Here is a 13684-nt window from a genome sequence, read left to right as displayed (position 1 = left end):
CTAGGGTTAAGCAATAGTGTTCACACTTCAGATAGGGATCCCGCCGCTGGGAATGGCCTACAGGGATCCAGCCGCTGGGAGCTGAGCTTCCTCAGTTCTTTTCGATCCTCGGATTGAATTCTCAGAGGGAAGACACAAACCGGTGCAGCCGCTGCAGCCCTTTTTCGAGGGTGGTGCGGTCGGCAGCGTAGGAAAGGCGGATGTAGGAATCTGCTCCAAAGGCCACTCCCGGCACGGCAGCGACATGGTGTTCCCTGAGTAGCCGCTGGCAAAACTCCACCGAACTTAACCCGGTTTGGCCGATGTTGACAAACACATAAAATGCGCCCTCCGGCTCTGGGCAAGTCACCCCCGGCAAGGTGCGGATCTCGTCCAGCATCAGATCCCGCCGCTGCCAGAATTCTTGGCGCATTTTTTCCACAGCCGCTGCCGATAGGGGGCTGGTCAGGGCTTCCAGAGCGCCGTACTGGGCGAAGGTACACACATTGGAGGTGCTGTGGCTTTGCAGGTTGATGGCTGCCTCGATGATGGGCTTGGGCCCGGCCAAGTAGCCCACCCGCCAGCCGGTCATGGCGTAAGCTTTGGCGAAGCCACTGCTGAGAATCAGGCGCGGCATCAAGTCAGGGCAAAGGGATCCCAGGCTGATGTGGCGGGCCTGTCCGTAGACCAGCTTTTCGTAGATCTCGTCGCAGATCACGTACAGATGGGGGGCCGAGAGGATCACCTCTGCCAGAGCTGCCAGCTCGTGCCGGTGGTAAACGGCTCCGGTAGGGTTGGCCGGTGAGTTGAGAATCAGCAGCTTGCTGCGGGGGGTGAGGGCCTGGCGCAATTGCTCGGCGGTGAGCTTGAACCCCTGGGCCTCTTCCGTCTGCACCCGCACAACCTTTGCCCCTGCCAAAGCCGCAATTTCGGGGTAGCTGACCCAGTAGGGAACAGGCAGGATCACTTCATCGCCGGGATCCAGCAGCACCATGGCCAGGTTAAACAGGGTTTGCTTGCCGCCGTTGCTGATCAGGATCTGGTCACGGCTGAACTGCAGGCTGTTTTCTTGCCGCAGCTTGTCGGCCACTGCTTGGCGAAGAGCGGGGATCCCGGCGGTGGGGCCGTAACGGGTTTTGCCCTCTTCCAGAGCACGGATGGCCGCGGCCCGAATGTGGTCAGGCGTATCGAAATCCGGCTCGCCCGCGCTCAAGCTACACACATCCAGCCCCTCTGCCTGCATGGCTTTAGCCAGAGCCGAAATGGACAACGTGGGGGAAGGGGATAGATGGGCGACCCGTTGGGACAAGCCAGCAGACACCATCGGTCAGGGAGCTCTTTGGTTTATTTTAAAGTTCTGAAGCGGGGCCAATCTAGACAGCTAGGCTACTGCGGTCAACAGGCGGGTACCATCCACCAGCAACAGCTCGTTGCCCTCTCGCTCTGCCAACAGATCCCAAAACTCGCCCGCCACAGCTCCCGGCAAGAATCCTTCCAAACGCAATTGCAGCGGGGGAAATTGCTTGGTTCCCTGGGGCTTGCGCCGCACGGTCACCTCAACAAAGCCATCGTGGGGCTGGACGATGCCGCGGATGTTAAAGCCTTCCTCTACATCTTCAGGGGCAGGCAAAAACGGCTCTTCTTCCCACTCTGGGTCTTGCTCCTCTTCCGGTAGGGCCAAGATGCGAATGACGCTCAAGCCCAAAGCCCCCCCTGAACGCGGCTGCGGCTGCACATAGTACCAGTAGGTGTGGCCACTCTCGATGCAGTGGTTGAAGGGGCGAAGAAGCTCGGCGCGTCCGGGAGTAGCCGGATATTCTGCCCCGTCAGAAGCAACCAAAATTGCCTGTGCATAAGCCTTGGGGATCGATCTCAGGGATCCCTTAACTAGGCCCAAAGCGCGGAATTGGTAAGGGTGGGCGGGAGGAGGCAATGGGTTCATGGCGGCCAGATCTTGGAAAGCCAGGGAAGTAGAGTCCATCATCTTATCCTATGGCGATCCTCAGATTGGAATATCCAGGGCTTTCCTCAGCATCGCCTCCAGCTCATCGCCCTGCCGACTTGCGCACCGCGATCAAGCTGCTGGTGGTGCCCAGAAAAACCCCCATCCCCAACAACATCGACGGCAAGAGCCAAAACTCCAGTTGGCTGCGATCTGCCTGCATCACCTTGAGGAAGGGCAAGGCAATCAACTGCTCCAGCAGCTCCTGCAGCAACTGCTGGGATCCCAAGATCAATCCCCAAGCTCCCACTGCGCTGATCACCCCAAACAGGCACCCTTGCAAAATAAAGGGCAAGTAAATCCAGGCTGCTGTCGCCCCCACCAATTGCATCACCTCGATCTCCCGCCGCCGCGCCATGACGATGAGGCGAATGGTGGTGGTGATGACCGCCACCGCTGTCAGGGCCAACACGCCGGTAATGGTCAGGGATCCCAGCCGTAGCATGTCCTGGAGCTGGGCCAGTTGCTCCACAATGCGGTCGCCGTAGTAGACCTCATCCACCCCTTCCAGTTGGCGAATCTGCTCCGCCACTTCCCCCAAGGCTTCGGTGGAATCCGCCTTAACCCGCAGAGCATCCACCAAGGGGTTCTCCCCCAACTGGGTTTCCATGGCCGCCTCGTCTTGGATCCCCATTTCCAGCAAAAGGTTGCGCCAAGCCTGGTCTTTGGTGATGACCTTCACCTCGGCCACATGAGGCAGTTGGGCGACCTGAGGTTGCAGCTCCACCCCCTGCCGTTCCGGCTCCAGGTAGACGGAGATCTCCAGTTGTCCTCCCAGCGACTGCACCGTGGCATCCACGCCCCAGGACAGCTCAACGCCGATCCCCACCAAGAACAGCAACACCAGCAGGGTGCTCACAGCGGCCCAGTTCAGCCAGCCCCCCCGCCGCAACCCCAAAAAAGTCTCCTGTAGGAGATAGCGGATTTTATTGAGAAATCGGGAGAGAGATTGCATGCTGTTCTCCATCCAACAATCAATGGGCTCAGACCCTTGCCCCCTGGAGCTCAACAGAGCCTGTGAAGAGCAAAATAGGGATCCCGGCAGGCCCTCAGCGCAGATCATACAGGCGCCCTCCCTCCATGCGCACCACCCGGTGGCCGGCCCGCTCCACCAGCTAGCTTTGGATCGAAAGCTGTCCGCTCAGCAGCATTCTGAGCGCATCCAGCCCACATCTGGCTCAGCAAGAAGAGGCCCACAGACCACACAGTTACTTTTAAGCTTGATGCCATAGAAACCCCGATCTGTCGCTTTTTCAGCAAAAAGGAGCAAACCCCCTTGCCTCCTGGACAAGACTTATGGCAGCTAAGCTATCACTGCCTTATCTTGAGAGCAATGCAGGGGGGGAGGATGCTTAGAGGATTCCGATGACTTCCTGCAAGACCGCTGGGTGAAAGGTGAGGTCTGGTAGCTCCAAAGGCTGCTGGCTTGGTGATGATTGAAGCACTCTACTCCCGTCTCTGAACTCCGTGATACGATGTAGCTCAGCTATCGGTTCTGACGGGGATCAGCCGCCAGAGGAAACGGGGAAAGAGCAGTGAGAATCTGCCGCTGTCCCGCAGCTGTGATCCGGTTTAGGAGAAGTCCTGCAGCAAATCTCTAGAGTCATTCGCTGCCGATCCAGATCTTGTCCCCCAAAACCGTGTCAGTCAGAATGCCCGCCGATGGTTTTTCTAAACTTCACAACATCTGCGAGGTACAGATGGTAACTGTCTTGGCTTTAGCTCGTTTCTGCTTTCGTTATCCTGAGCATTTTCCCGGCGTTGCTCCCACAAGCTTTCGGTACTCCTCAGCAGTAGAAATAAGTCCAAGAACCCAAGCAAGACTCTGAGCCAGTTGGCCGGGAGAGAGTAAATTTTGGGTGCTGTTGCACCAAGATCTATCAAGATCTACAGCCCGCCTACGCGAAGGAAAGAGTGAGATGTCAGGCTTCCTGACTTCAATTGGTAGGCTGGCAAGTAGCCACTGCGATCGCTGGCTGCGTTGAGTATCTTTTTTGCGCAAAAGGCAGTGTTTTGTTGGGGTTCCAGAGGCAAGAGAGGAACAGCCGGTTTCTTCCTTGGCGGGCGGGATCCCAGTTGAGGGCGAATTGAACGCAGGAAAATTAGAAAACTCATTATTTGGGATGGCACACAACATGACTGCACAAACCATGACATTGGGGTATGCCCGCATGGGCAAGCGCCGCGAGCTCAAAAAAGCTTTGGAAGGCTTTTGGAGTGGTGCCCTAGGGTCAGAGGCTCTGCTGGCTACCTTTTGGGATTTGGAGACTCAAGCCTGGCAGACTCAGCTACAAGCTGGGATTGATCACATTGCGGTAGGGGATCAGACTCTCTACGACCATGTACTGGACTGGGCCACCTGGCTGGGGCTGATCCCCTCTCGGTTCCGAGGTCTGTCGGGTTTAGACCGCTACTTTGCCATGGCGCGGGGGCGGGAGGGCCTGCCGGCTTTGGAAATGACCAAGTGGTTTGACACCAACTACCACTACTTGGTACCCGAAATTGAGCCGGAAGCCGATCCCAGTCCTAACTTTGGGGATTTTTTGGAAAGAGTTCGGCGGGCCCAAGGGATCCTAGGGGAGCGCACCAGCCCCGTTGTCCTCAGTCCAGTGACTTTGCTCTGCCTTAGCCAGCGATCTGGGGATCTGCGGGCGGACTTGGAAAAGCTCCTTCCTCTGTACCGGGATCTCCTCCAGGAGTTAAAACAGCTGGGGATCCCAGAAGTCCAGATTCACGATCCCATTTTGGTTACCAGCCAGGGAAGTGGCCTGCGGGAAGCTGTGGAAATGAGCTACCGCCAGTTGGCAACCGCCGGGATCCCTGTCCACTTGGTCACCTACTTCGATGACCTGGGGGAGACTTACCCCTGGGTGGTGCAACTGCCGGTGGCCGGCATTAGCCTTGACTTTACCCGTGGCCACACCCTGGATCTGGTAAGAACCTATGGCTTTCCGGCTGACCAGATCCTAGGTGCTGGCGTAGTGGACGCTCGGAATGTCTGGAAGGTTCAGCCTGAGACCGTCTTGGCCAGCCTGCGGGAGCTGCAGGGGGTAGCTCCCAACCTACGGGTGCAGCCTTCCGCTTCGTTGCAATTTGTGCCCCACGACGCTGCTCTGGAAGCCCAGTTGCCGGAACCCCTCAGAAATGTCCTCAGCTTTGCCGAACAGAAGCTGGCCGAAGTAGCTCTCCTGGCGCGAGCCCTCAACGGCGAAGACACTGCTGCCCAGCAGGCGGAAATCCAGCAGCAATGGCAGAGCTTTGCGCAGTTTAGCCCCCCCAACCCCCAAGTGCGCCAGGCTTTGGCCAACCTCAAGCTCCAGGACTTCGAGCGATTCCTGCCCTACGAGCAGCGCCTAAGTCGGCAGGTTCAGCTACCACCTTTGCCCACCACCACCATTGGCTCCTTCCCCCAAACTCCAGAGGTGCGGCAGTGGCGAGCTAAGTACAAAAGAGGGGAGGTTTCGCAGGCGGAGTACGAAGCAGCCATTGACGCTGAGATTGCCAAGTGCATCCGCATTCAAGAAGAGATTGGCCTGGATGTGTTGGTGCATGGGGAATTTGAGCGCACCGACATGGTGGAGTACTTTGCCCAGAAGCTGGAAGGCTTTGCCTTCACTGAACACGGCTGGGTGCAGAGTTACGGCAGCCGCTGCGTGCGCCCTCCCATTCTCTACGGCGACGTGGTTCGCCCCCAACCCATGACAGTGCGGGAATTCCAAGTAGCCCAGTCCCACACCCAAAAGCCGGTGAAAGGCATGCTCACGGGGCCAGTGACTATGCTCAACTGGTCCTTTCCCCGTGTTGATATTCCCCGGCGGGAGCAGGCTTTGCAGATTGCCCTGGCCTTGAGAGCCGAAGTGGCAGATCTGGAAGCGGCTGGAGCGGTGATGGTGCAAGTGGATGAGCCGGCACTGCGGGAGGGGCTACCTCTGAAAAAAGAACGCTGGCCAGAATACCTCAGCTGGGCAGTGGATGCCTTTCGCCTAGCTACCGGCGGGGCCAAGCCGGAAACCCAGATTCACACCCACATGTGCTACTCAGAGTTTGGGGACATCATCGAGCACATTGAGCGGCTGGATGCCGACGTGCTTTCCATTGAAAACAGCCGCAGCAACAACAAAACCCTGCTGCAAATTGCCCAGGCTGGGTATCGTCACCAGGTGGGCAACGGCGTTTACGATGTCCACAGCCCTGCGGTGCCGAGCGTTGAGCAAATCCTGCAGCAGCTGCGCACAGGACTGGCCCACTTGCCTGTGGAGCAAACTTGGGTTAATCCCGATTGTGGCCTCAAGACCCGCCGCTGGGAGGAGGTGATCCCCGCACTGAAAAATATGGTGGCTGCCGCTCATCAGCTAGGGGAGGAGCTTCTGGAAACCCAACCTGAGGGTCTGCGCGAGTAAGGCCCACGACCCGCTGATGTAACTGGTCGGGCTGGCTTGACAAGTCGCCGCGGGCGGTGCCGCTGTTGTGCTGATGCGGCTGGCTTAGGGCCTACGGTCTGCTGATGCAACCGGCAAAGCTGCTCTCCGGGATCTCAAAAAGCTTGTGGAGAGCAAAATAGGGATCCCGGCAGCCCTCAGCGCAGATCATACAGGCGCCCTCCCTCCATGCGCACCACCCGGTGGCCGGCCCGCTCCACCAGATAGGGGTCATGGCTGGTCATGATGACGGTCACCCCAAAGGAATTGAGCCGCTCCAAAATCTGGAGAACCAAGAGGGAGTTTTCCGGATCTAGGTTTCCTGTTGGCTCGTCCGCCAGCAGCAGCACCGGCATGTTGACAATGGCCCGGGCCAGGCTAAGGCGCTGCTGTTCCCCCCCCGAAAGCTCATGGGGAAAGTGATCTCGCTTTTCGGTCAGCCCCACCATCTTTAGGGTCGGCCCGATGCGACGGCGGATTTCTGCGGGGGACAGCCCTTGGGCGCGCAGCACGAAGGCCACATTTTCTGCCAGGGTGCGGTTGGCCAGAAGGCGATAATCTTGGAAAACCACCCCCAAGCGCCGCCGCAACATGGCCAGCGGACGCGGTGGGATGCGGTAGGGTCGCCGCCGCCCTTCAGAAGAAAATAGACAGACTTGATCGACGATGACCGTGCCCTCGGTGGCCTGTTCCGCCCCGTAGAGCAGTCGCAAAAGAGTGGACTTGCCTGCTCCGGAGACCCCCGTTACGAACACGAACTCGCCGCGGCGCACCTCCAAGTTCACATCCTGAAAAATCAAGTTGCCGTTGGGAAAGACTTTGCTCACGCCCCGCAAGGACACCATGCTGGCCGGGGTTTCCAGGGATCCGGATTGAGTGCTGCCGTAAAAGCCCAGGGTGGCCTCTGGATTGGCCGGGGCAGGGAGATGAGGAGTCGGAGCCGTACCGGCCCAACGGTACAAGCGAGGAGGATAGCCGATGTGCTGACCGATCACCATAGTAAGCGCCTAGACAGAGGAGGGAGAGAGCGCCGGCAGACTAGGGGCGCAAACGAGAAGAGGGATCCCACAGCACCCGCCAGACAAACTTGGGCAAAGCCAACATGCGTCGCCAGCGCCAGGGTTCCTGATAGAGACGATACAACCATTCCAGGTGATGGTCACGCCACCAACGGGGCGCTCGCCGTTTTTGGCCGGCCCAAATGTCCAAGCTGCCCCCCACCCCCATCCAGATGGCTTGGGGCAAAAGGGGACGCCACTTTTGGATCCACAGCTCCTGCCGCGGGGATCCCAGCCCCACCCACACCAGTTGCGGTCGAAATTCCTGGAGAGCTTGCAGAAGCTCTTTTTCTTCCTCGCTAGAGAAGTAGCCGTGGTAGCCCCAGAGGGCCAAAGCAGGACACTGGGCTTGCCAATATCGAATTGCTGCCCGGTTGACTTCCGGCCTTCCCCCCACCAGGGCCAAGCGCCACCCCCGTTCTGCCGCCAACGGGATCAGGGTTTCTGCCAGCTCGATCCCCGGCACCCGCTGGACGCGGATCCCTTGCCGTCGCAAAGCCCACACCACCCCGATGCCATCGGGGATCACCAGCTCCGCCGCTTGCAGCACCTGGGCAAAGGCCAGATCCCGCTGCGCCTGCATGATCATTTCCGGGTTGCAGGTAACCACCTGAGCGCCCTGACCCTCCCGAATACGCGCCTCAATCCAGGTGGCGTAGCTCTGTAGGCTGGCCTCCGGCAGAGCAAGGTGCAGGTTCACGCCCAGAATCGCATGGATGGATAACGACACTACCGACCGAATGCTGGCCCCCACTGGAGCCGTTGGACACGCTTTTAAGATAGCCCGGACCTTCTCCCAGAGGGAGAGGCGAGTTCGAAGAGGCATTTCATGGCTATTTGACCACGAAAATCTCTTCCCTCAGGCATCCGCGGCGGCATCCACGGCGTATCTCCATCAGACCAGGCCAGAGGGAATTGCCCGACCCAGAGCAAGCCCCTGAAGGTTGGTTGCCATCTTTCGAGACAGGAGACTTGAGATGAAGACTGCAAAGACTCCCTTCGCTCTGCCTCAATTGGCCGCCGAATGGGATCCCAGCCCTGCAACCTCCCGCCGCAGCTTGTTGTTGGCTGGTTTGCTGGCGGGCGTAGGTGGAGCAATTGGATTGCGCACCCTGCCCGGTGCCGCCCAGTCCAACACTGCCGACATCGCCATCCTCAACGCGGCCATCGACTTGGAACAGCAGGCAATCTGGGCCTACAAAACCGCTGCCGGCAAGTTGAGCAATACTGAGGTGGGCAAGATCGTGTTGGAAGTGGCCACCAAGAACCTGAAGGATCACGAACAGCACCGGGATCTGCTGGCGGGCGCCGTGCGGCAACTGGGGGGGATCCCCTCTCGGGCCCGGGATAGCTACGACCTTTCCACCTACATCGACAACAAAGAAGGCAATCTCGACTCCGATGCCAACATTGCCAAGCTGGCCCTGGCTCTGGAGTTTGATGCAGCCTTGGCTTACAACGACGCGTTTACCCAGCTTTCCAACAAAGACCTGGTGGCTGCCGCCAGCACCATTGGCCCCAACGAAGTTGCCCATGCCACTGCAATCCGGGCCGTGTTCCACAGCCTTGACCCCAGCATTCTGGTGGTGCCTGCCCCCTTTGTCAGCGCCGAGACTCGGGAGCGCTGGATCCTGAAGGTGTAGAGCTGTTGGTAACCCCTGCCGGCGATGAGGCGATGATCTGCAAAGCCTTCCAACGTCCTCTGTAGGACTTGGGGCTTGGAGATCCAAGTGCTCTGCACTGCTGTCGCAATCGCCTTCTTCTGAACGCCTCAGCTTTTTTTCGCTTCCTAACCTGTGTGGAGAAAGCCCTATGCCAATGACGCGGCGGTTGCTGTTGCTCAGTGGGCTGGGATCCCTGCTCAATGTGGGGGCTATCTTGGCTGTGGATCGGTGGCGACAAGCCAGCTCTGTTGCGGGGCGAGATCCTGTCGAAGCAACGGCGGCAGCAGAGGTAATCATTCGGGGGTTTCAATACCTGCCCTCGGAGGTTACCCTCAAGCGGGGGGGCAAGGTGACCTTCACCAACCTGGATTCCACCCCCCACACGGCTACTCCTGTGGAGGGAGCGCAGTTTCAAGGGACGGGACGGCTAAGTCGCAACGAGAGCAAAGCGGTGGTGTTCGAAGTAGCTGGGATCCAGGAATATTTCTGCGATATCCACCCCAGCATGGTGGGCCGCATTGTCGTCGTCGATTAGGTGAAGGCCATGCAAATGGAACCCCTGGGATCCCCTCTTCCCTTCTGGAACATTTGTCGGCGGGTGTACCTGGTTTGGGCCGTCCTTTTGGGGATTGGGTTTGCTGCCACCCAGTTTCACCAAGAGGCCAACATCAACTGGCTGTGGCTGGTGATTTCCCTGATTGGGTTGGGCTACATGGTGCGGCAGACTAGCTTGCCGGAGTTTCGAACAGCCGGACTGGCCCACCTCTACTTTGTGGGTTTGGTGTGGACGTTGGTGATCGCCCAGGGCATGATCCTCTCGGTGCTGCCCTTTGTCGGGCGTACCCCTTTGGCAGCTTTGAGCCCATACCTGGGGGTGTTTTGGCTGTGGCAAATGGGGCTGGGTCACTGGCTCAACGGCTTGGTGGATCCGCCGCGCCTCCCCTACTGGATGACCGGTGGGATCCAGATCCTGGCCGGAGTTGCCTGCCTGCTGTGGGGGCTGGAGTGGCAGTTTGCGGTGGCAGGGGGAATCGGGGCCTTGGCCATGCTTCTTTTGATCCGGTTGCACTGACCCGTTCACTGATCTGACTTTGGGGTCTTATCCAGGCGCACTCGCCAAACTCCACCTCCCACGGCCACTTCATCCCCAGGGCGCAGCTTGCGTCCCCGCCGGGTTTCCACCTCACCATTCACCCGCACTTGCCCCGCTTGGATGAGCTGCTTGGCCTGCCCACCGGTGGGAGCAACCCCCGCCAGCTTGAGGAATTGATCCAGCTTGATTACAGGATCCGTCGCCGGCTGGGGATCCCTTTGAGCAGTCTCCGCCATCACTTCACCCAAAAGGTTTTGACATTTACAAATTCCAGGATCCCTTCCCGGCTCAGTTCCCGTCCATACCCTGAGCGTTTGATGCCGCCGAAGGGAAGGCGCGGGTCGGACTTGACCATGCCATTGATGAACACGGATCCCGCCTCCAGCTCCTCCAGCAGGCGCTCTTGTTCCTCTGGATCGGTTGTCCAGGCGCTGGCACCCAGGCCAAAGGGCGTGTTGTTGGCCAGCTCAATGGCTGCCGACACATCCGGGACGGTGAACAGCAGCGCCACCGGCCCGAACACCTCCTGGTGGGCCACCGGATGATCCGGGGGGATGTCGCTCAGGATTGTGGGCGGGTAAAAATTCCCTCCCAAGGGGGATCCGCCGATATGGACTTTGGCTCCTGCTTGCACCAAAGCCTGCACCTGTCCGTCCACCTCTTGCAGGATGCTGGGGGTAGCCAGAGGCCCCACATCGGTTTGCGGATCCAAGGGATCCCCTACCTTGAGCCGGCGAAATCGCTCCGTCATGGCAGCCGTGAAAGGTTCAGCGATAGCCCTGTGCAAGATAAATCGTTTGGCGGCAATGCAGGATTGGCCGTTGTTGATCAGACGGGCCGTGACCGCTGTGGCGACTGCTGCCTCCAGATCGGCGCTGGGCAGCACGATGAAGGGATCGCTCCCTCCCAGTTCCAACACCGTTTTTTTCAGATGTTGACCGGCCAAACGGGCCAGGCTGGAGCCGGCGGCTTCGCTGCCGGTGAGGGCGGCCCCCCGCACCCGTTCATCCGCCACCACCTCTGCCACCTGGGCTGCTGTGATCAGCAGGGTTTGAAAGACCCCTGGCGGAAATCCCCCCTCCCGAAAGATCTGCTCTAGGGTCAAAGCCGATTGGGGCACGTTGGAAGCATGTTTCAGCAAGAGGGTATTGCCCGCCATCAGGGCTGGGGCGGCACAGCGAAACACCTGCCAAAAGGGAAAGTTCCAGGGCATCACTGCCAAAATCACCCCCAGCGGCTGGTAGCGGATCCCGCTGCGGCTGGCATCGCTGGCGATGGAGCGCTCGGCCAAGAATCCCTCTGCCTCCTCGGCATAGTAGCGACAAACCCAAGCGGATTTTTCCACTTCCGCAACGGCAGAGGCCAAGGTTTTGCCCATCTCCAGGCTGATTAGGCGGCCAAACTCCGCTTTGCGCTCCTCCAGGATCCCTGCCACCCGCTTCAGCCAGGCGGATCGCTGAGCAAACGGGATCCGACGATAGCTCTGAAACCGCTCGTGGGCTTGGGCGATACAGCTTTGGATCTGCCCAGCGTCGAAAACGGGGTAGCGAGCCAATTCCTCTCCGGTGGCGGGGTTGATGCTGACCAGGTGCCCCATCGTTTTCCCTCAACGCCTGTTTCTCCACTCTGGCATTTGCGCTCTGCCTGGAATAGTGCTCCGCACTGCTACTGCGTTCGCGTAAGCGTTGCGTAGCAATATGGAAAGATTTGCGGAGTGGGGGACTCAGGGTTGCGGGCTGCCGGTGGTGTCTGTTCGGGATGGCGGGGCGGATCCAGGAGCAGACCAGAACTCGTAGGCTGCTTGCGACAGGCTGGCGATCAGCTCTTCAGCTCTGGGGTCGTTGGGGGTTTCTCGCTTCACCCACACCGCCGCCACATAGCGCCGCCCGTTGGGTAAATCCAGGATCCCGGCATCCCCCACCACGGAGCTCAAGGTTCCCGTTTTGTGGGCAATGCGCACCTCTTGACCCAAGTTGGGCCGGAAATAGGAGGGCCGTTGGGTGCGCCAGAGAATGTCCAGAAAACGGTCGCGGCTGCGGCGGCTGAGCATGCGCCCATGTTCCACCTGGCTGAGCAGCCAAACCATGTCGCGCGGGCTGCTGGTGTTGGTGCCTTCCAGATCCGGTAGCCACCATGAAATTTGCGTGTGTTGTAGCCCCCACTGCCGAAATTTTTGGTTGAGAGCCTCCTGCCCACCCAGGCGATCGATGATCAGATTGGTGGCGAAGTTGTCGCTGAGGGTGCTCATCAGGGTGGCCGCTTCCAAAGCAGAAACCTGGGATCCCAGCGGGCGGGTTTGCAGCACGCCTGCCCCCCCTCCCTTGAGATCTTCCCGCAGGGTGAGCCTCTCATCCAGCCGCACCTGCCCGGTTTCCACAGCCTGGAAAAAAGCCAAGAGAATGGGGATCTTGATCACGCTGGCGGCAGGAAAAGCCTGATCCGGCCTAACCCCAGCAAAGGCGCCAGTTTCCACCTCCCAGAACAGAGCCCCTGCCGTCAAGCCCGGTTGGTCGGCCAAAGCGGCCAAGCGCTCCTGCAAAGCCGGGATCGCTTCTCCCCGCAGAATGTCACTTGGCAATGCCGGCGGGGGAGGATCCCCAAGCTGCGTCGTGGACTGTTCTGTCCGGCCAGCGGTGGTCGATTGCAGCAGTTGCGAGAGGCCCGCCATCGTCAGGCCCAGGATGAGACTTAAGCTCAGTCCCCTGAGCAACACTTGCCCGAGAGATGGAGAACGTCTCAAGCGGCGAGGCCGGGCAGCCCGTTGGCGCAGACGAGCAATGGCTTTTTGGCGGGCAAGACGCAGCGGTTGAGGAGGGGAAACCGACAGGGATCCCCTGGGGGCAGGAAGCAGGCGACCAGATCCCGTTCGCAGCTTTGACTCCGCCGGAGGTGGGACGGTATCCTTGGCAGGTTGTGAGGGGCGGCGGGGATCCCGCGACTTCTCTGGCAAAGGCCTACGGCCCGCTAGCGCGGATGGATCGGTGCCTTTCCTCTCCCTTGCTTTGGTCATGAGAACGGTTGCCTTTTCCCGACAGCGGTGCGGAGTACTAACGCCATGCTCCTAACAGACAATGCTGACCGTTTCACCGACTCAACTTCGGTGAGCTTGGCTTAATTAAACCCACAAATTGACCAACCTGACCTACGATTGCAAAACGCCCATCAAACTGTCATCACTACACTATGCCTCCACGTCCGCGTTAGCAGTGTGGGGCAGTGACGAGATGTACCATCCCCCGGCCCGGCGGCTCAGAACCCCATCCTTGACCACAGGGATCGGTGGCAACTCCGCACGGTGAACTGAACAAGGCCAGAACAAGCAGCGTGCTGGAGGAAGAGCCAGGTATGCAATGATTCAAGCGGATCTGCATCTAGTGTGGATCAGTTCCGAATGACTCCGTATATAGTATTGGGTGATGCGGGATCCCCACCCAAAATAGGGGCTTTGCCCCTCGACAGAGGTCGAGCAG

General features: G+C 59.4%; 12 protein-coding genes and 1 riboswitch. Of the genes, 4 read left to right on the top strand and 8 right to left on the bottom strand.

Annotated elements, in window-relative coordinates:
* Positions 1 to 121 precede the first annotated feature (121 nt).
* From NW849_RS04405 to NW849_RS04395, 3 genes are all read right to left on the bottom strand, one after another.
* Positions 122 to 1303: a pyridoxal phosphate-dependent aminotransferase gene (locus NW849_RS04405; protein ID WP_414356129.1), complete on the bottom strand. Its 1182-nt coding sequence runs from the start codon at positions 1301 to 1303 to the stop codon at positions 122 to 124.
* A 57-nt stretch (positions 1304 to 1360) separates the two neighbouring features.
* Entirely contained in the window at positions 1361 to 1963 is a 603-nt protein-coding gene (locus tag NW849_RS04400; protein ID WP_414356128.1) for a hypothetical protein, read from the bottom strand.
* A gap of 61 nt (positions 1964 to 2024) precedes the next feature.
* Positions 2025 to 2936 (bottom strand): cell division protein FtsX, encoded by a 912-nt coding sequence (locus NW849_RS04395; protein ID WP_414356127.1) that lies wholly within the window; start codon positions 2934 to 2936, stop codon positions 2025 to 2027.
* 518 nt (positions 2937 to 3454) lie between these two features.
* Positions 3455 to 3660: riboswitch (cobalamin riboswitch) on the top strand.
* A 456-nt stretch (positions 3661 to 4116) separates the two neighbouring features.
* Between NW849_RS04395 and metE the strand changes: the two genes are divergently transcribed.
* Positions 4117 to 6381 (top strand): 5-methyltetrahydropteroyltriglutamate--homocysteine S-methyltransferase, encoded by a 2265-nt coding sequence (gene metE, locus NW849_RS04390; protein WP_011433481.1) that lies wholly within the window; start codon positions 4117 to 4119, stop codon positions 6379 to 6381.
* 176 nt (positions 6382 to 6557) lie between these two features.
* On the opposite strand, the gene NW849_RS04385 is transcribed toward metE, so the two are convergent.
* A complete protein-coding gene (locus NW849_RS04385; RefSeq protein ID WP_414356126.1) occupies positions 6558 to 7397 on the bottom strand; it encodes a cell division ATP-binding protein FtsE in 840 nt (279 codons plus the stop codon).
* A 40-nt stretch (positions 7398 to 7437) separates the two neighbouring features.
* Positions 7438 to 8157, bottom strand: a complete 720-nt coding sequence (locus NW849_RS04380; RefSeq protein WP_414356124.1) for a WecB/TagA/CpsF family glycosyltransferase — start codon at positions 8155 to 8157, stop codon at positions 7438 to 7440.
* 277 nt (positions 8158 to 8434) lie between these two features.
* Here NW849_RS04380 and NW849_RS04375 point away from each other — a divergent pair, with 277 nt between their 5' ends.
* The 3 genes from NW849_RS04375 to NW849_RS04365 all read left to right on the top strand — a co-directional run bounded on the left by NW849_RS04375 (position 8435) and on the right by NW849_RS04365 (position 10193).
* Entirely contained in the window at positions 8435 to 9100 is a 666-nt protein-coding gene (locus NW849_RS04375; protein WP_414329579.1) for a DUF4439 domain-containing protein, read from the top strand.
* Positions 9101 to 9269: 169 nt separating this feature from the next.
* Positions 9270 to 9656, top strand: a complete 387-nt coding sequence (locus NW849_RS04370; protein WP_414356122.1) for a plastocyanin/azurin family copper-binding protein — start codon at positions 9270 to 9272, stop codon at positions 9654 to 9656.
* 9 nt (positions 9657 to 9665) lie between these two features.
* Complete coding sequence (locus NW849_RS04365) at positions 9666 to 10193, top strand: hypothetical protein (protein ID WP_414347933.1); 528 nt, start codon at positions 9666 to 9668, stop codon at positions 10191 to 10193.
* 5 nt (positions 10194 to 10198) lie between these two features.
* Here NW849_RS04365 and NW849_RS04360 read toward each other — a convergent pair whose 3' ends face one another.
* From NW849_RS04360 to NW849_RS04350, 3 genes are all read right to left on the bottom strand, one after another.
* The gene (locus NW849_RS04360; protein ID WP_414356120.1) at positions 10199 to 10450 is read right to left on the bottom strand and encodes an RNA-binding S4 domain-containing protein; all 252 of its coding nucleotides are present in this window, start codon (positions 10448 to 10450) and stop codon (positions 10199 to 10201) included.
* On the bottom strand, positions 10450 to 11811 hold the full coding sequence (locus NW849_RS04355) for an NAD-dependent succinate-semialdehyde dehydrogenase (protein ID WP_414356118.1): 1362 nt from the start codon (positions 11809 to 11811) through the stop codon (positions 10450 to 10452). Before NW849_RS04355 ends, NW849_RS04360 begins: the two co-directional genes overlap by 1 nt.
* Positions 11812 to 11937: 126 nt before the next feature.
* Complete coding sequence (locus tag NW849_RS04350; protein WP_414356116.1) at positions 11938 to 13224, bottom strand: serine hydrolase; 1287 nt, start codon at positions 13222 to 13224, stop codon at positions 11938 to 11940.
* Positions 13225 to 13684: the final 460 nt, after the last annotated feature.

Source organism: Synechococcus sp. R55.3 (genome assembly GCF_047461975.1).
Taxonomy (GTDB): domain Bacteria; phylum Cyanobacteriota; class Cyanobacteriia; order Thermostichales; family Thermostichaceae; genus Thermostichus.
This window is presented reverse-complemented; position numbering and strand designations above follow the sequence as displayed.